Source organism: Staphylococcus pasteuri (assembly GCF_003970495.1).
GTDB classification, from domain to species: domain Bacteria; phylum Bacillota; class Bacilli; order Staphylococcales; family Staphylococcaceae; genus Staphylococcus; species Staphylococcus pasteuri.
In genome coordinates this window covers 68122-87422 of record NZ_RXWW01000078.1, presented here as the reverse complement: position 1 = coordinate 87422, position 19301 = coordinate 68122, and the positions used below count along the sequence as shown (strand labels likewise).

Sequence of the window (19301 nt, the reverse complement as noted above, 5' to 3'; positions counted from 1 at the left end):
AAATTCATATTTAAATAACGTATAAATAAATTTGAACAATAAGATTCTGAAATACTACTATTTATAGCGACATCTTTTAAAGAAATAGTTTGAGTTATTCTATCTTAAAGAAAAAGTAAACACTCTGAAAACAAAGTATTACTAATTGACATATTGGGGATATAATCAACATCGTATTTTATAACTGCTTCTTTATACAAGGTCTGAATTACTTTGGAACAAAGTTGATGATCAACCGTTTGGTCCTCTGAATATTGTTGTATAGTTTGTAGAATAAGCGTTTTGATATAACCACTAGATTGTAATAAATGTCTATCGAAATAGCACTGGAAAAAGTCGTCATCTTCTACATAAAAATAAAAGATCGGAATCGTTAATTGTACTATATTATGAGCATTTTCAACTTCAAATATGTCACCATAATTAATTATAGCAATGTGTGCATCTAAATCTTTAACTTCTCCGTTGATTTTAATGTTCAAGTCATTAGTTAATGAAAATAAGATGATGACTTTATTAATATTACGAAATGGCTTGGTGCTGTACTGATGAAAAAGGTTTAGGTTACATGTCATATGATATTACGAAGCTCCTCTATGTTTGTTTTGAAAATCTAAAAAAATCATCACTTATAAATTGTTTGCATTGAATAGTTTTTATGATATTCAATGTCTGTGGCATTTAATACGCGATTAAATAATAATTGATATTATAATAGATTCGCCTTCAAATAGTAATAGTTAAAAATAAAGTTCATAGTAAAAATTTTGTGAAAACGTAGCCATTTTTGTATTGTTTGCAACATAAAAGGGGTTTTAGAAATATAGTATTGTATATTTGGAAATTTTCAATAGCGTGTAATCTCATTTTTTAGTACATAATAAATATAGATTCCAATCCAAAAGAAATTTTAAAAAACTTAAATTGATTAAGGGTTGTAATCTATGGTATTAAATGTACCTTATATACACAACTTAGATATAACAACAAAAAGAGAGAGACAACATAGAATCACATATACCATATTTAGTGAATAAAAATTGATTAACTTAACATTAGTATAAACAACAAGGATTATATTCATACTTTAAATATTTTTACTAACACATTAGCAACTAGTAATTAGACATCATGAAACAATGTTGAATATATGAAGCAATGACAACAAGAATCAACAACATATTTCATATTTGGTAGAAATATTTAAACGACATCCAATGAATAACCATCTTCTGAAAATTAAAGTATGATGAAACATCAATATTTAAGTAGCGATTTTTAAAAACATTAATTTGAAATACTCCCCCCGAAGTACTAACAAATTAAATGAAGCATGACAATTCGTTTCACTGGATGTAAAAATAAGTCCTTTATATTGTTTATAATTATTTAGTGATACAACTTAGAATTAATCTTTCTTCAGACATTTATAATAATGTACATTTAATGAGTCAATAAAGGTTTATTACCTTTACCTACAAAAAAGACAAACCACTTATAAAAGTGTGGTTTGTCTTTTTTATGCTTTTAATACTGAGCTTTCTTTTAAATATTGAACATCATATTGATACGCTAAAAATCTTAAAAATGATAATAAATCTTCTATTGGAATATCTTGATGTTTAAATTGATGCTTTAATTTTGTAGCAGTTTCCTTTTCTTCTTCTGTAGCTAACTTTTTGAAATATCCCCACATATGATCGTAAGCATTCATAACACTTCCTTGACTAGGGGTTATTTGAATTGCCTCTTTTATCACTAGATTAATTTCATTATATGAGGGATTATGTTTAAGTCTTTCACGTATGGCATTGTAATGGCTTTGACTATGGAGTAATACACGATATTTCTCTTCACGCCATAATTTTTCGATATATCCACGTTCTTTCAATAAACTAACTCCTTTCAATTTTAATTATTTATATTCTTATACCCATTTGAAGAGTAAATTAATATAAGTTAATTAACTGTCATGACAACGATTAAATTTAAAACTTTATTGAATGAGGTTGATTTAATTATTGCAACCGTTTACAATAAAGTTAGTAATTTTGGAACTGGTTCCAAAAAATTGGGAGGGTTTATACAAATGAACTATAAACAATCAGCAGAAGATATATTAACTGCAATAGGTGGAGAAGAGAATTTAGATTCAATGGCGCATTGTGCGACGAGACTTAGATTAATATTAAATGATGAAAGTAAAGTAGATGAAGACGCATTATCTAAAATGGATGTCGTTAAAGGAACATTCTCAACTGGTGGTCAATACCAAATTATTATTGGGTCAGGGACTGTAAATAAAGTATTTAACGAAATGGAGAATATTACTGGTAAAGAAGCGTCTACAACTTCTGAAGTAAAAAAGAAGTCAACTAAACATATGAATCCATTACAACGCTTTGTGAAAATGTTATCTGATATCTTTGTTCCGATTATTCCAGCAATCGTTGCCGGTGGTTTGTTGATGGGTCTAAACAATTTATTAACTGCTAAGGACTTATTTTATGATGGCAAATCTTTGATTGAGGTTCATGATCAATTTGCTGGATTAGCAGAGATGATTAATATTTTTGCCAATGCACCATTTACATTATTGCCGATTTTAATTGGATTTAGTGCAGCAAAACGATTTGGCGGTAATGCATACTTAGGCGCAGCACTTGGTATGATATTAGTACATCCAAGTTTGATGAGTGCTTATGATTTTCCGAAAGCATTAGAAGCGGGTAAATCAATTCCATATTGGGATGTATTTGGATTACATATTAATCAAGTAGGTTACCAAGGACAAGTTTTACCTATGTTAGTGGCAGCTTATATATTAGCTACTATTGAGAAATGGCTTCGCAAAGTCATACCAACAGTATTAGATAATTTAGTAACACCACTATTATCAATCTTTGTAACAGCATTTATTACATTCTTATTTGTTGGTCCTATTACAAGACAATTAGGATACTGGTTATCAGATGGCTTAACATGGCTTTACGAATTTGGTGGTGCAATAGGCGGATTAATCTTTGGTTTATTATATGCGCCAATCGTTATCACTGGTATGCATCATAGTTTCATTGCAGTAGAAACAACATTAATTGCTGACCAGGCTAAAACTGGTGGTTCATTTATCTTCCCAATTGCTACCATGTCAAATATCGCTCAGGGTGGTGCAGCGTTAGCGTCATTCTTTATTATTAAAAATAATAAAAAATTAAAAGGTGTTGCATCAGCTGCAGGTATTTCAGCAGTTTTAGGTATTACGGAACCAGCGATGTTCGGTGTGAATCTTAAATTAAGATACCCATTCATAGGTGCTATTATAGGATCAGGTCTTGGTGCAGCGTATATTTCATTCTTTAAAGTTAAAGCAATAGCTTTAGGTACAGCAGGTATACCTGGATTTATATCAATCAATCCAAACCATGGTGGCTGGCTACATTACCTCATAGGAATGGTAATAGCATTTGTCGTTTCAGTTCTTGTGACATTTGTTCTATCTAAAAGAAATAAATATAAAGAAGTTCAATAAAATAGGTTATAAAAAAGACAACTCGTTAATTTACTTTGATGATATCTATTAAATTATACGGAAGGCCTTATTCTTTAAAAGTATTATAATGTAAAATTACACACAAAATACGTAGTATTTATGGCGAGACTCCCGAGGGAACAGTACTAGTTGAAGACTCTAGAAATACTCACAGATTTATCTGTGCCGTATTTCTGGCTGAAACTGTACCATGGGAAGGGACCCAACACAGAGAAACTGATTAAATCAGTTTCTACAAGCAAAGCAAGTTGGGCAAAGAGAGCCATACAATACGAAGTATTGGGTATAAAGAAAGCACTAAGATGATTAAAATAAATCGTCTTAGTGCTATTATTTTGGGATTTATGTCCCAAGTGATTTTTTAAATTTTGTTATAGCTATAGCTTTTGTTTTCGCCATAAATAAACACTGACGATTGCAACAAGAATAAGAGAAATAACGACAACGATAATCCAAGAAATGTAACTATGATCACTTAGTGGTAATGGTACATTCATTCCAAAGAAACTAAATACCAGTGTAGGTAGGGTTAATAATACAGTAAACATAGTTAATGTTTTCATAATCGTATTCATATCATTAGATAATAATGACGCATAAGAAGTTGTAATACTTTCTAAGATACGTTGATGTAGTTCGGTTGTTTCAATTGCTTGGTTATTTTCTATAATTAAATCTTCTAGTAATTCTTCATCATCTTCAAAACGTTTAATAGCAGGTAAACGGAATAACTTTTTAATTATTGTATCGTTACCCTTCAAAGCTGCTAAGAAGTATACCAAACTTTTCTCGACTTCCATTAGTTTGAAAAGTTGCTTATTAGTAATATTATTTTTCAATTCTCTTTCGATACGAATACGTGATTTATTCAATAATCTTAAATTTCTATTATAATGATTCGCAATCGTTGTTAAGATTTCTAGTGCAAAGCGACTATGAAACTTCAGATTAATATTGTCTTGTCTAGAGAAGTTCTCTAAAAATTCATTTTCAGCGTCACAAATAGTCATTACGATACCATTACCAATGACTATGCCTAATGGAATAGTAATAAAGGATAGGACACTGCGATTTGTTGAATTAACTAGAGGTAAGTCGATAATAATCAGTGAGTATCCAGTATCTTCGTCATACTCAATACGAGCACTTTCTTCTGAGTCGAGTGGATCTCGAATAAAGTCTTCTGGTAAATTATAATATTCCATTAAATGTTCTATTTCTTCTCTATCAGGTTCAACTACATTAATCCACAATGCTTGTTGATCAAGAGTCGTTTCGATAATTTCATTATTAATTTGATTTGAATGTTTATATGCAGTGATCATTTGTAAAAGTCCTTTCACAAGCTTTTTAACTTCAAACGCATCACAATATTTTACGAGCAATGTGTTTAACGAGACTGATTGTATTTTTGTTCTGCCATAATTCGTAACGGACCATAATAAATAATTTTGAAAATATGAGTGACAAGGTCATCAACAGAAATACGATTAGAATCTAATACCCAATATCTGATAATTGAGATTGTGGCACCTGACACATAACTATGAAAATACATTTCTGGTATGCCTTCAATTTCATTATTAATACTGATCTGATTCTTCATATTATATTGTATCAGGTCGCTTATTTTTTCTTCTAAACGACTTTTTCGTTCCAAATTAAGAATCGTATTATAAAAGTCTAGATTATCATATACATGTTGAATGATGTTTCGCAATACTTTATCTATAAATAGTGTCGAAATCATTTCAACATTTTCACCTTCAATTTCTGAAAAGGTGGTGAATTTAGATATTTGAGCAATACATTCGTCTTCCATATCGGTTAATAATAAATATTTATCTTCATAATGTAAATAGAATGTACCTCGATTTAAATCAGCTTTATCTGCAATGTCTTGCACTGTAATATTTTCAATATTTTGTTCCTTTAATAATTGTATAAAGGCATGCTTTATTGCTGATTTTGTTTTACGGACACGTCGATCTTCCTTCAAAAATGTAAAACCTCCCATAATTAATAGACAATATACACCGAAGTGTTCAATAAAAGACGTTTTTCTATTAATTGATTGTTGTTTATTTATTTAAACTCATTATAATTGTAAAAGTGATAAATGTTCAACAAATTGTTGAATTGTTTCAAGGGAGGAAAAAAAGTTATGAATATATTTAAAAGTAAATTATTATGGTTGACGCCTATAGCAATCATTTTAATATTAATGATTTTCGCGGTTGCATTTTACCCAGCGTTTAATCCTAAACCAAAAGATATGCCAATTGCTATCGTAAATCACGATGAAGGTACTTCTATTCAAGGTAAGAAAACAAATATTGGTGATAAATTAGAAGATAAACTATTAGATAGCGATTCTGACGCTGTTAAATGGGTTAAAGTAGACAGTGAAAAAGACGCTAAAAAAGGTATGGAAAAAGAGAAATATTATGGGGCTGCAATTTTTGAAAAAGACTTTTCAAAAAATGCTATGAGTAAAACTCAAAAAGTCGTAATGGATAGTAAAAAATCTGAAATGCAAGATAAAGTAAAATCAGGTGAAATTCCAGCTCAACAAGCACAACAAATGGCTAAAAAAAGGGGCAACCAAAAAGTTGACGTTAAAAAAGCACAATTTAAAACAATTGTAAGTGAAGGAACAAGTTTACAAGGTTCTCAAATGGCTAGTAGCGTATTGTCAGGTATGGGTGACAATATTAATAATCAAATTACAAAACAAAGTCTTCAAACATTAGAAAAACAAAATGTTAAAGTTGATGCAAAAGATATTAACGCTGTAACTAATCCAGTTAAAATCAATAACGATAAAATTAATGAAGTTAAAGATCACCAAGGTGGCGGTAATGCATCATTCTTAATGTTCATGCCAGTTTGGATGGGTTCTATTGTTGCATCAATCTTATTATTCTTTGCATTTAGAACTAGTAATAACGTTAAAATTGCACATCGTTTAATTGCGTCTGTAGCACAAATGATATTTACAGCTATTACAGCATTTGCTGGTAGTTTCGCATATGTATATTTCATGAAAGGTGCGTTAGATTTCCATTTTGATCATCCAAATAGAGTTTCTATATTTGTAGCATTAGCTATTATGGGATTCGTTGGATTAATTCTTGGAACAATGACATGGTTAGGTATGAAATCAGTACCAATCTTCTTCATTGCAATGTTCTTTAGTATGCAATTAGTAATGTTACCAAAACAAATGCTACCTGAGTTCTATCAAAAATATATTTATGATTGGAACCCATTTGCACATTACTCAACAAGCTTAAAAGAAATTATCTATATGAATCATCATCTAGAGTTAAATACAACAATGTGGATGCTTATTGGATTCATGATTTTCGGAGTAGTATCAAGCTTATTAGCAGCAGCTCTTAGAAAACATAGTAACAAACGTACTGAAATTCCAGCATAATATAGCACGATAAATTTCAATAACTGTCGATAAGATATATGTCTTATCGGCAGTTTTTTTGTGTAAATAAATGTTAATAAAACATGTATTCGTTACCAGTAATGTATATATTGAATCAAAGAAAAAGGCAATTTCTATATTTTTCAATAGAAATTGCCTTTTATCCTTTGTCTCAAAACTTAATGTCTCAGACACTTCAATTTTGAATACGATTAAAGTGCTGTGTAACCACCGTCAACAGTAATAACTGAACCAGTAACGAATGATGATGCATCTGAAGCTAAGTATAGTGCTGCACCTTGTAATTCTTCTGGTACACCTGGACGATTCATAGGAGTCATATTCATCCAAGTATCAATCATATCTCCGCCTTTAGCGAAATAATCTTTAGTTAATTCTGTTTTCATATATCCTGGTGCAATTGTATTTACACGAATATTATGTTTAGCCCATTCATTTGCTAAACTTTTAGTAAGCATAATTACAGCTGCTTTAGAAGTATTATATGCTGCTTGTGGTTGTGGTGTGTTTACAATAACACCTGACATTGAAGATGTATTAACAATAACACCACTCTTTTGTTCACGGAAGACTTCACCAACAGCATTTGTAACTAGTACCATACTGTTTAAGTTAACATCCATTGTTTTTTTCCAACGTTCATATGGCATATCTTCAAAATCAACATGTTCATTAATACCTGCATTATTGAACAAGATATCAATATGACCAAATGTATCCATTGTTTCTTTTACCATGTCGTTTACTTGATCAACATTTGTTACATCTACTTTGCATGCAATGGCTTTATTTCCTGTTTCTTCTTCAAATTCTTTAGCAGTTTGTTGTCCAACTTCTAAATTCATATCTGCAATTACAAGATTAGCACCTGCTTCAGCTAAAGCTTTTCCCATAGATTTACCTAAACCAGAAGCTCCTCCTGTTACGATAGCTACTTTATTTTCTAATTTGAATTTATCTAATACTGACATTTAATCCATCTCCTTATGTTTATGTATGTATCCATTTTAAAATAAGATATATGAAATTCCTAGTGCAAACGCTTACTTTTATAAATTTTTATTTTCATATTACATTTTTTAAATAATAAGTTCACCATAGAAACATAAATGAATGCTCATTTGTATTCAACTACTACTTAAAAACACTATTTGATTAGTGTCTTCATATAATTACTACTCTTGAAATTTATATAAAATAAAACAACCTGGGACAATTAATGTCTCAGGCTATAATTTTAAATTCATTCATCTTCATTTTTATTATATGTAGCTTTAGCTAATTCTATAAACATATGTGCAGCTTTAGACAAGTGATTAAATTTATCACTTTTATATGCCACTACAACTTGATTAAAATAGCTAGGGTTCTCTAATTTAATACTTAACCCTTCAAAATGTTTACTACTGTTTTTAACGCTTTCTGGTACATAAGTAATCCCTAAGCCTTCATTTACCAATCTTAAAGCATTATCAATGCTGATCGTTTCCATCGCAATATTGGGTTCAAGCTCATTGTCTTCTAATATTTGATTAGTGATTTTACGCAAAGCCATATTCGGTTTTAACAATATAAAATTATCATTTACTAGTTCTTGATGAATTTCAAAAATTGATTTGTTTTTGTAATTATCATTTGTAATTAATGAATGATTGGATGGAATCATCAAATATATGGGTTCTTTAGATAGAGTTTCAAACTGGAATACACCTTGATAAAAAGGCAAAATCGTAATTGCTATATCAATCTTATTATCAATAAGTAATTGCTCAATTCGATGAGCTGATTCTTCTATTAACTTTAATTCGATACCTGGATATTCTTTTATAAATTCTGGCAATATCTTATATAATGCATGGGCTGCTAGTATAGGATTAATTCCTATGACTAAACGACCTTTTTTTAATCCAGAAATCATTTGTAATTCCGATTTCATTTCATCATACGTATATTTAATTTGATTCATATATTCTATATAACGTTCCCCAGCGTACGTTAAAGTAATTGGATTTTTCTCTCTATTTAATAACACTGTGCCTAAGTCAGTTTCTAATTCTTTAATAAACTTACTTAAATACGGCTGTGAAATGTATAAATATTTTGCTGCTTGGGAAATACTACCAAATCTATTGATTTCCTCTAAATATTTACTTGATCTTGTGTTTATCATTTAGACACTCTTTCCTCTATATAACCTTTTAGTTATAGTTTTTATACCTAAAACAATCTTTTACAAAACCTAATTTTGGGTTGATAATATTAATTGTCATCAAATAGACAAAAATTAAACTTGAAATTCTACTTTAAGGGAGGGCCAATATGGAAATCATCGGTACAATTGGTATTATTATCGGGATATTATTCATTATCTATTTCTCAATGAATGGATATTCTATTTTAATAGTAGGTCCAATTGCTTCAATTATTGTTATTTTAACAAACGGTTTACCTTTCTTTAATTCCTTAATTGGAACTAAAGAATCATATATTACTGGATTGGCTCAATTTATTATTAGTTTCTTTGGCGTGTTCTTACTTGGTTCATTACTTGCAAAATACATGGATCAAAGTGGTGCAGCACATTCTATCGCCTCTAAAATAATTAGTAAAATTGGTACTAGCAATCCATATTCTATATTAGTTTCTATATTTTTAATCACTGCAATTTTAACATACGGAGGCATTAGCTTATTCGTGGTTGTCTTCGTTATCGTGCCTTTAGCAAAACCTTTATTCAAACAATTGAATATTGCATGGAATTTGATTTGTATTCCTATCATGTTAGGTTTAGGAACATTTACTATGACAATGTTACCAGGTACACCTTCAGTACAAAATGTTGTACCAACTAAATATTTGGGTACAACATTAACAGCAGCACCTTTATTAGGAATCATTGGAACAATCGTTGCCATAGTATTTGGTTTATGGTACATGAAACATGCATTAAATAAAAGTCTTGCAAAAGGTGAAACTTTTGATGATTTTAATACGAGTAATTTAGATTTAGAAAATGAAGAAAAATCTACACCTAATTTTTATCTAAGTATTTTACCTATCGTTGTGTTAATTATTATCAATATTATTGGTAGTATATTAAAAATTGATAACGTTATTCTTATTAGTTTAGCTATTTCAATTATTTTATCTGCCATTTTATTCCATAAACACATCAATATCCATAGAGAAGTTATTAACGAAGGTGCTGGTAGTTCAGTAACACCAATGTTCTTAACTGCTTCTGCAATTGCATTTGGTACAGTAGTTACTTTAGCACCAGGATTTTCAAGTATTAAATCTTTAATATTAAATATACCAGGAAATCCATTAATAAGTTTATCTGTAGCTTCTGCGTTATTCGGTATTATAACAGGTTCTGCTTCAGGTTCATTAGGTATTGTCATGCAAGCATTTGGTAAACAGTATGTTGATATGGGTATTGACCCTGATACAATTCACAGAGTTGCAGTAATGTCTTCATCTGTATTTACTGTTATGCCACATACTGGTGTTGTATTAACACTATTCGCATTGACAGGTTTAAATCACAAAAATGGCTTTAAATATTTATTTATTACTAATACGGGTGCCAATTTATTAGCGCTTATTGTTGTAATCATCGCATCCGCATTTATATAAACATTTTAGGAGGAATTTAATATGACTAGAAACGTAATTGTAACAGGTTCAGGACAAGGAATTGGCTACGCAATCGCACAAGGATTTGATAAACAAGGCGATCGTGTATTTATCTTTGATATGAGTAAAGATGCAGCTGAAAAAGCAGCAGACTCATTAGAAAATGGTGTAGCTTATCAAGTTGACGTAACAGATGAAGAAGTTATTAAATCTGCTATCGCTGACATTAGAAGTAAATATGGTGAAATTGATGTATTAGTTAATAACGCAGGTATCCAATTTATTTCTAAAGTTGAAGACTTCCCATTAGAAAAATGGAACCAAGTATTAGGTGTTATTCAAACAGGTACATTCTTAATGACAAAACATACAATCCCAAGTATGAAACAACAAGAAAAAGGACGTATCATCACTATTTCTTCAGCACATGGTGAAATGGCAGACCCATTCAAATCTGCATATGTAGCTTCAAAATTTGCTCAAATCGGATTTGCTAAAACTGTAGCACTAGAAACTGTTAAATTTGGTATTACATCAAATGCAGTTTTACCAGGACCAGTTCGTACTAAATTAATTGAAAATCAACTTGCTAACTTAGCAGAACAAGATAATTCAACAGAACAAGAAGCTATGGAAAAATATATCACTGGTAAAATGCCAATGAATCGTTTATTAGAACCACATGAAATTGCTGATACTGTTCTATTCTTAGCTTCTGATGGTGCTTCAGCTATTACTGGTGAAACTATTAGTGTATCTGGTGGATCTAACGCATAATTCATTATTTCAAAATCTATAGAAAGAAGGAATAAATATGAGTAATTTAAAAGAACAATTAATTGGAACATGGGCATTAGTTAACTATCAAGATGAAGATGAAAATGGTAATATCTTCTATCCTTTAGGTAAAGACGCAACTGGTTTTATTATGTATAATCCAGATGGTTATATGTCAGCTCAATTAATGCAACAAGGTAGATCTGCTTATGCTTCTGGTGACTTACACACTGGTACAAAAGATGAAATGGCAGAAGCTGCACATGGTTATGTTGCTTACTCAGGTAAATATGAATTAGATGAAGAAAATTCAACAGTTTATCACACTATGGAAGTAAGTATGAACCCAACTTGGTTAGGCGATACACAACCACGTTTATTCGAACTTGAAGGTGACACTTTAAGCATTGTTAATGGTAATGTGCCAAACCAAAAATTAGTTTGGAAACGTGTTAATCACTAATTAAATATTGTAATTTTTAAAAGGTCTAAGACATTATGTTATCAGACTAATAAAGAAGGTAATTTCTATTACAAATGATATAGAGATTACCTTCTTTATATTTTAAAATAAACGATAAATAATCAGAAAATTAGAACTTTAATATATCGGTTGTAATTTTTGAAAACCGTGTTAATATATTCATTAGATATCTAACTAAATGAGGTGAAGCGATGGAAGTGACATATCAATTTCTATTAAGAAGCTTAGCACATGAGATGAAGAATTATGCAGATCGACGATTAGATGATTTTGGAATTACACAAGAACAAAGTCATACATTAGGATATATATATCGTTATCAAGAAAAAGGTATATCACAAAAAGAATTAATGGAATTCTTTGGTAGAAAAGGTTCAACGGTCAGCAGTATAATAAAAAATCTGGAAGCAAATCATTTAGTTTTTAGGAAAGTTAATCCAGAAGATACACGTAGTAAAATTTTGAAACTAACGGACGAAGGTCTAGAATTAGTAGAATCTTTTACTAAAGTATTTGATGAAATTGAAGAAAGATTACTATTAAATATCTCAGATGAAGATCAACTGAAATTTAAAGAAATTATAGAACAAATGATGAAAAACTTGAAATAATGCGTGGTTATTATTTAGAGTAATAGCCACTATATTTTTCGATATATAGTTAGAAATCTAACTATTAGCCATCTAATTAAAAGGAAGTAAGAATAATGAAAGACGAACAATTGTATTTTTTTGAAAAAGCACCAATATTTAAAGCAATGATGCATTTCTCATTACCAATGATGATAGGAAGTTTATTAAGTGTAATTTATGGGATTTTAAATGTATATTTCATAGGATTTTTAGATGATAGCCATATGATTTCAGCAATATCACTAACATTACCAATATTTGCTGCATTAATGGGATTCGGTAATCTATTTGGTGTAGGTGGTGGAACTTATATTTCACGATTATTAGGAGCCAAAGATTACAGTAAAAGTAAATACGTTAGTAGCTTTTCAATGTATGGAGGCTTATTACTTGGCGTCATTATTGCATTAGTGACATTACCGTTTACTGATCAAATTGCACAAGTTTTAGGAGCACACGGTGAAACAATCAAATTTACAAGTGATTATTTAAGAATTATGTTCTTAAGTTCCCCATTTGTTATTTTATTCTTTATTTTAGAACAATTTGCACGTGCAGTAGGAGCACCAATAGTTTCTATGGTAGGAATGTTAGCAAGTGTTGTATTAAATATGATTTTAGATCCGATTTTAATTTTCGGTTTTGATTTAAATGTAGTTGGTGCTGCTTTAGGTACTGCAATTTCAAATTTAGTAGCTGCAATATTCTTTATTCTTTATTTTATGAAAAAAATTGAATCACTTTCTGTAAATGTTAAATTTGCTAAACCAAATAAAGAAATGATGGCAGAAATTTTCAAAATTGGTATTCCAGCTTTCTTAATGGTTGTACTTATGGGTGTAACTGGATTAGTATTGAATTTGTTTTTAGCTAATTATGGTAACTATGCTATTGCCAGTTATGGTATTCAATTTAGATTAGTACAATTTCCAGAACTAATTATTATGGGATTAAGTGAAGGCGTTGTACCTTTGATTGCTTATAATTTTGTTGCTAATAAATCAAGAATGAAAGATACGGTTAAAGCTGTTATCATTTCTATCTTTGCGATTTTTGCAGTAAGTATGATTATAGTATTTGTGTTTGGTCACCAAATCATTCAATTATTTAGTACAGATCCACACATTGTTGATCTTGCTACATTCATGTTACAAGTGACAATGACATCATTATTATTAAATGGTATTGGTTTCTTATTCACTGGTATGTTACAAGCGACTGGACAAGGTCGCGGTGCAACAATTATGGCTATTTTACAAGGTACAGTTATCATTCCAGTATTATTTGTCATGAATAGTTTGTTTGGTTTAACAGGGGTAGTATGGTCACTATTAATCGCAGAAACATTATGTGCTTTAGCAGCGATGTTGATCGTTTACTTATTAAGAAATAAATTAACAGTTGATAAAGAAGCTTTATTAGAAGAATAATTGTAAATAGAGGGACAATCATTATTATTAAAACGATGGTTGTCCTTTTTCTTTTGTGACTAAATAATGAACAATTTTCAATATTATTGTGAATTAAAGTAGTAATCGTTATGATGTAATATGGAATAATTTACGAGTTATTTAGATAAGGGGGGTTCGATGGTACATATTAATAAGTACCCTAAGATTATTATTGCCGTAATGGTGATGTTTTTTCTTTCTTTGTTGCCTTCCATGATGAATCAAGCTTCAGCTCATGCAACATTAGAAAAGACGAATCCTAAGCAAGATGGCGTTGTAAAACAAATGCCTGAAGAAATTGAATTAGAATTTAATGAACCAGTAAATTCGAAGTATTCCAATATCACTTTATATAATGATGAAGGTAAGGAATTAGGTAAAGTTAAGCCATCAACATCTGGCTGGGCAAAAACTTTAACGTTTTCACCAGATAAAGTTGGTAAAGGTACGCATACTATTAAATGGCAAGCCATCTCAGCTGACGGGCATGAAGTAGGAGATCAATTTGAATTTTCGGTAGGTAAAGTAACTGCCAAAGATATAGATACATCTAGCGCTTTTTATGCAGAACCAAGTTTTTGGTTTGGAGTAATGAGATATATTGCTGAAGGAACAACCATTATTTTAGTAGGTCTGTTTTGGTTAAACGGTATTGCTAAACGTCGCCAATTACATTCATTTGAATTATTTCCTAAACAAATGAGTATTTCATTTATGATGATAATGGCGTATATAATGGCATTATTGTTATACATGATGACATTAACCTCAGATGTTGTAGATGCTATATTATCACTTAAAATTGATGTTTTAATGCAATTTCCATTTATTTTAAGTTCAATTGCAATGATAGTATTATATGCTTTGATTATAATTAGAAATATGGATCGAATTTGGTATTGGCTAGTTTCAATAGTAATGATACTAACAATAAGTATGTCTGGTCATGCGTGGTCTCAATCAATTCCAATTTGGTCTATCGCAATTAGAACGATACATATTGCAGGTATGACATTATGGTTAGGTGCACTTGCATATCTTGTTTGGTATATGGTGAATAACAATTCATCTGAGCGGTTAAAAAATATACGTTCAATGCTGTTTAAGGTGAATACTATTGCTGTTGCAATGATAATTATTTCAGGTGTGTTAATGGCTATTGATGAAACGAATATTTTAGCAATTTGGTCCAACATGCAAACATGGACAATACTAATACTTGTAAAAGTCATTGGTACATTAATAATGATGGCTTTAGGTTTATATCAAACCACGAAAGCTTTAGGTAAACGTCAACAAGTTAATAAAGTGACGTTAATAATAGAATTAATTATAGGAATCATACTTATATTCGTAGGTGTGATGATGAGTCAAATCAATATACCAGGTTAAGGAGCCGAATTATGTTAAAAAAATTAATTTCAATGAGTTTTATTTTATTTTTTACGTTAGGAATTTTTAAGGTTGCAGATGCACATGTAACTTTAAATCCAAATGAAAGCGAACCAGAATCTTATGATAAATATGATGTGAGAGTGCCAGTTGAACAAAATGACAATACGGTAAAAGTTGAATTAACTGTACCAAAAGGCGTTAATCTTGAGAATGTAGCACCAGTTGAAGGATTTAAGCATTCATTTGAAAAAGATAAAAAAGGTAACATTACTAAAGTAACTTGGAAAGCGACTGGTAAGGGTATCGGTCCTAATGAATTTATAGAATTCCCAATTGTTGCAGCTAATCCAGATAAAGAAGGTAGCTTTAAATGGAAAGCTGTTCAAACGTATGACAATGGCGATGTTGTTAAATGGGACGGTAAAGAAGATAGTGAACACCCAGCACCAATTACAACAGTGAAAAAAGGGGCTAACCCAACTGGTTCACAAAGTGATGAATCATCAACAAGTGGTAGTTCTATCGCGTTATGGGTTGTATCAATTGTAGCAATTTTACTTTCTCTAGTAGCTATTTTCAAAAAATCAAAAAAATAATTAAACATAGAGGATGCGATTTTGATAGGTCGTGTCCTCTTTTATAACTTAAATATTTGTTGTTTTGTCACTTTCATAATATCAAATATGTTCTATAATATAATCGTGAGGGAGGAAGAATCATGCGAAGATTATTATACTCATTTCTTTTTTACATGATTATTGGATTATTTAGTGGGTTTTATTATAGAGAACTAACTAAAGCACATCATTTTACGGGTGATACACAATTATCATTAGTACATACACATACATTGATTTTAGGTATGTTTATGTTTTTATTACTATTATCATTAGAAAAGTCATTTAAATTAAGTAGTTATTATTTATTTAATTGGTTCTTTGTTATATATCATATCGGTGTATTAGTAACAGTTGGTATGATGACAGTTAAAGGTACTTATCAAGTATTAGGAAAAACAGTACCGGCTTCATTCCCTGGATTTGCAGGAATGGGTCATACTGCTATGTTAGCAGCATTATTAATACTATTTTTCTTATTAAGACAAGCAATCATTAAAGAACCTAAAGATTAATTTCAGCTCGTGGGTGGTAGTGACTCACGAGTTTTTTTATAAAATGATTTGCTTCATATGTAAAATACCTTATAGTATAATGTAAAAGTATTGAATGATAATTATTTTCATTTAGAAATGATATAAATGTTATTTACAGTGTTTAAATAGGGGGAAACTAAATGGAAGACGTTACAATTATAGGTGGCGGTCCAGCAGGTTTATTTGCTAGCTTTTATTCCGGGCTTAGAGGTATGTCTGTGAGAATTATTGATGTTCAAGATAAGCTTGGTGGTAAGATGCAAGTGTATCCAGAGAAAATAATTTGGGATATTGGTGGCGTAGCACCTAAGCCGTGTCATGAAGTCATTAAAGATATGATTCAGCAAGGCCTACATTTTAATCCCAAAGTGAATTTAAATGAACGTGTTATTGATATAAGAAAAATAGACGAAAGACATTTTGAAATAGAAACTGAAGAAGGACAAGTATATCATTCAAAAGCTGTAATTTTTGCTATTGGTGGAGGTATTATTAATCCCAAACCACTGAAAATTAAAGGTGCTGAGCGTTATCAACTTACAAACTTACATTATGTTGTACAATCATTCTCTAGATTTAAAGACAAACATGTGCTTATTTCTGGAGGGGGTAACACAGCATTAGATTGGGCGAGAGATATTGCTAAAATAGCTGAAAGTGTGACCGTAGTTTATAGAAAACCAGAGATAACTGGTTATGAAGCGATGACTAAGGTGCTTGAAGATTTAGGCGTTCAGTTGATACCTTATACACAAATTAGTGAACTGATTGGTAACGACGAAGACAATTATATTCATCAAGTTAAATTAACTAACTTACAAACCGGTTTAACTTCGACTCATTCATTTGATGATGTTATTATAAGTCATGGATTCGATCATGAAAATCCATTATTAAAAGATTGTACGTCTCAATTTGAGTTGTATGATGAATATCGAGTAAAAGGATTTGGAAATACAACGACTAATATTCCTGGCATCTACGCTTGTGGCGATATTGTTCATCATGAAGCTAAGGTTCATTTGATTGCAAGTGCGTTTAGTGACGCAGGTAATGCTGCTAACCTTGCTAAAACTTATATCCAACCTGATGCTGCTGCAGAAGGATATGTTTCAAGTCATAATGAAATATTTAAAGAATCAAACAAAGAAATTATGAATCAATATCTATATTAATATAAAACGGGGGAACAAAATGATAAACATTAAATATGAAGCACCATCTGTAGATGATTATTTGAAATTAAGAGTAGATGCAGGAATGAGTGCTAAGTCGGTAGAAGCGGCACAAAAAGGATTGCCGAATGGATGTTTCAATGTCACATTGTATGATGATAAAACTTTGATAGGGATGGGAAGAGTTACCGGTGATGGTGGTACTACACTTCAAGTTGTCGATGTAGCACTACATCCTGATTATCAAGAACAAGGTTATGGCCGTACAATTATGGAACATATTATGAAATATGTGGAAGAAAATGCTGTAACAGGTACATATGTAAGCTTAATGGCCGATTATCCAGCTGATAAACTATATGAAAAATTTGGGTTCCAGTCTACTGAACCCCATTCAACAGGTATGTATATCCTATTTTAGGATAATAAAAAGACGTACTCATCATTGTAATGAACTTCAAAAATTAGAACTTTTAATCTAACTTTTTGAGTTTACATTATATTGAACGAGCACGTCTTTATTTTATTTTTAAGATTTATTTAACACCAAAGTCAATGATGATACGACCCATGTGTTGATGATTCATCACACGTTCGATACCTTTTGGTAAATCTTTAAATGAAATGACATCTTTAATATCATGCAGTTGTTTTGGTTTTAAATCTTTGGCTAGACGACGCCAAACTAATTTACGCAATTTGATAGGAGTGAATACCGAATCAATACCTAGTACACTTATGCCTCTTAAAATAAGCGGAAAGACAGAACTTTCAAATTTAGTACCGCCAGTCATGCCGATTACTGCTACACTACCATTATTATCGAGTCTATTTACAATATTAGATAAACTGTCACCACCTACAGGATCGATGGCTGCTTGCCATGTTCTAGATGCTAAAGGCTTATGATCATATTTAGGCAAGCGATCGATAACTTCGTTAGCACCAATCGCTTTTAATTTATCATCTACATCTTTACGTCCAGTACTAGCAACTACGTCATAACCTAATTTATTTAACATTAAAACAGATAACATACCTACACCACCAGAAGCACCTCTGACAAGTACACTATCTTTTTCAATAGTCATTCCACCATTTTCTAGACGTTCGATGGCTAATCCTGCAGTATAGCCTGCTGTTCCATAGATCATTGCTTCTTCTAAAGTTAAATCCTCTGGTAAATCAATAATCCACTCGCTTTTAACTCGAGCATACTCACTATATCCACCAAAATGACTTACACCTAAATCATAACTAGTTACTATGACTTTATCACCTACATTATGGCCTGGTGCATTTGATTCAACAATTTCACCAGATAGATCGATACCCGGTACCATTGGGTATTGTTTTACAATTGCATTGTTATTTTGAGTAGCTAATGCATCTTTATAGTTAATACTTGAATAATGTACTTTAATCAGTACATCACCTTCAGGTAAATCATCTACTGTAAGTTGCTTAAAATCTGAAGAGACGTTTCCTTCATCGTCTCTATCTACGATATAAGCTTTAAATTTTTCTGACACTTTTAGTTCACTCCTTCAATATTTATGACCTTCATTATAAATTTTTCTTC

Annotated in this window: 19 protein-coding genes; 12 read left to right on the top strand and 7 right to left on the bottom strand. The window is 30.7% G+C overall.

Going from position 1 to position 19301, the window contains the following annotated elements; translation table 11 throughout:
* Positions 1-104: 104 nt before the first annotated feature.
* On the bottom strand, positions 105-575 hold the full coding sequence (locus CD121_RS10930; RefSeq protein ID WP_126568286.1) for a hypothetical protein: 471 nt from the start codon (positions 573-575) through the stop codon (positions 105-107).
* Positions 576-1519: 944 nt separating this feature from the next.
* Positions 1520-1891, bottom strand: a complete 372-nt coding sequence (locus tag CD121_RS10925) for a YbgA family protein (protein ID WP_126568283.1) — start codon at positions 1889-1891, stop codon at positions 1520-1522.
* 198 nt (positions 1892-2089) lie between these two features.
* On the opposite strand from CD121_RS10925, the gene CD121_RS10920 reads away from it, so the two are divergent.
* Entirely contained in the window at positions 2090-3529 is a 1440-nt protein-coding gene (locus CD121_RS10920; RefSeq protein WP_126568281.1) for a sucrose-specific PTS transporter subunit IIBC, read from the top strand.
* A gap of 398 nt (positions 3530-3927) precedes the next feature.
* Here CD121_RS10920 and CD121_RS10915 read toward each other — a convergent pair whose 3' ends face one another.
* Together CD121_RS10915 and CD121_RS10910 are read right to left on the bottom strand one after the other, a co-directional pair.
* The gene (locus CD121_RS10915; protein WP_017636835.1) at positions 3928-4875 is read right to left on the bottom strand and encodes a magnesium transporter CorA family protein; all 948 of its coding nucleotides are present in this window, start codon (positions 4873-4875) and stop codon (positions 3928-3930) included.
* Positions 4876-4940: 65 nt separating this feature from the next.
* On the bottom strand, positions 4941-5549 hold the full coding sequence (locus CD121_RS10910) for a TetR/AcrR family transcriptional regulator (protein ID WP_126568279.1): 609 nt from the start codon (positions 5547-5549) through the stop codon (positions 4941-4943).
* 165 nt (positions 5550-5714) lie between these two features.
* On the opposite strand from CD121_RS10910, the gene CD121_RS10905 reads away from it, so the two are divergent.
* Positions 5715-6992 (top strand): YhgE/Pip domain-containing protein, encoded by a 1278-nt coding sequence (locus tag CD121_RS10905; protein ID WP_126568276.1) that lies wholly within the window; start codon positions 5715-5717, stop codon positions 6990-6992.
* 212 nt (positions 6993-7204) lie between these two features.
* On the opposite strand, the gene CD121_RS10900 is transcribed toward CD121_RS10905, so the two are convergent.
* Positions 7205-7984, bottom strand: a complete 780-nt coding sequence (locus tag CD121_RS10900; RefSeq protein WP_017636832.1) for an SDR family NAD(P)-dependent oxidoreductase — start codon at positions 7982-7984, stop codon at positions 7205-7207.
* A 272-nt stretch (positions 7985-8256) separates the two neighbouring features.
* On the bottom strand, positions 8257-9183 hold the full coding sequence (locus CD121_RS10895) for a LysR family transcriptional regulator (protein ID WP_126568273.1): 927 nt from the start codon (positions 9181-9183) through the stop codon (positions 8257-8259).
* A gap of 149 nt (positions 9184-9332) precedes the next feature.
* Between CD121_RS10895 and CD121_RS10890 the strand changes: the two genes are divergently transcribed.
* From CD121_RS10890 to CD121_RS10845, 10 genes are all read left to right on the top strand, one after another.
* Positions 9333-10652, top strand: a complete 1320-nt coding sequence (locus tag CD121_RS10890) for a GntP family permease (protein WP_017636830.1) — start codon at positions 9333-9335, stop codon at positions 10650-10652.
* A gap of 21 nt (positions 10653-10673) precedes the next feature.
* The gene (locus CD121_RS10885; protein ID WP_017636829.1) at positions 10674-11429 is read left to right on the top strand and encodes an SDR family NAD(P)-dependent oxidoreductase; all 756 of its coding nucleotides are present in this window, start codon (positions 10674-10676) and stop codon (positions 11427-11429) included.
* Between the two features lie 37 nt (positions 11430-11466).
* The gene (locus CD121_RS10880) at positions 11467-11892 is read left to right on the top strand and encodes a lipocalin-like domain-containing protein (RefSeq protein ID WP_017636828.1); all 426 of its coding nucleotides are present in this window, start codon (positions 11467-11469) and stop codon (positions 11890-11892) included.
* Positions 11893-12104: 212 nt separating this feature from the next.
* Complete coding sequence (locus CD121_RS10875) at positions 12105-12524, top strand: MarR family winged helix-turn-helix transcriptional regulator (RefSeq protein WP_017636827.1); 420 nt, start codon at positions 12105-12107, stop codon at positions 12522-12524.
* A 95-nt stretch (positions 12525-12619) separates the two neighbouring features.
* On the top strand, positions 12620-13975 hold the full coding sequence (locus CD121_RS10870; RefSeq protein ID WP_108000387.1) for an MATE family efflux transporter: 1356 nt from the start codon (positions 12620-12622) through the stop codon (positions 13973-13975).
* Positions 13976-14134: 159 nt separating this feature from the next.
* The gene (locus tag CD121_RS10865) at positions 14135-15388 is read left to right on the top strand and encodes a copper resistance CopC/CopD family protein (protein ID WP_037555564.1); all 1254 of its coding nucleotides are present in this window, start codon (positions 14135-14137) and stop codon (positions 15386-15388) included.
* 11 nt (positions 15389-15399) lie between these two features.
* Entirely contained in the window at positions 15400-15987 is a 588-nt protein-coding gene (locus CD121_RS10860; protein WP_017636824.1) for a YcnI family protein, read from the top strand.
* A 122-nt stretch (positions 15988-16109) separates the two neighbouring features.
* Positions 16110-16523: a DUF2871 domain-containing protein gene (locus CD121_RS10855; RefSeq protein WP_017636823.1), complete on the top strand. Its 414-nt coding sequence runs from the start codon at positions 16110-16112 to the stop codon at positions 16521-16523.
* A gap of 161 nt (positions 16524-16684) precedes the next feature.
* A complete protein-coding gene (locus CD121_RS10850; protein ID WP_017636822.1) occupies positions 16685-17719 on the top strand; it encodes an NAD(P)/FAD-dependent oxidoreductase in 1035 nt (344 codons plus the stop codon).
* Between the two features lie 19 nt (positions 17720-17738).
* Positions 17739-18140, top strand: coding sequence for a GNAT family N-acetyltransferase (locus tag CD121_RS10845; RefSeq protein WP_126568271.1), 402 nt, complete (start codon positions 17739-17741; stop codon positions 18138-18140).
* Between the two features lie 115 nt (positions 18141-18255).
* On the opposite strand, the gene CD121_RS10840 is transcribed toward CD121_RS10845, so the two are convergent.
* Positions 18256-19251 (bottom strand): acrylyl-CoA reductase family protein, encoded by a 996-nt coding sequence (locus tag CD121_RS10840; RefSeq protein WP_126568269.1) that lies wholly within the window; start codon positions 19249-19251, stop codon positions 18256-18258.
* Between the last annotated feature and the right edge of the window lie 50 nt (positions 19252-19301).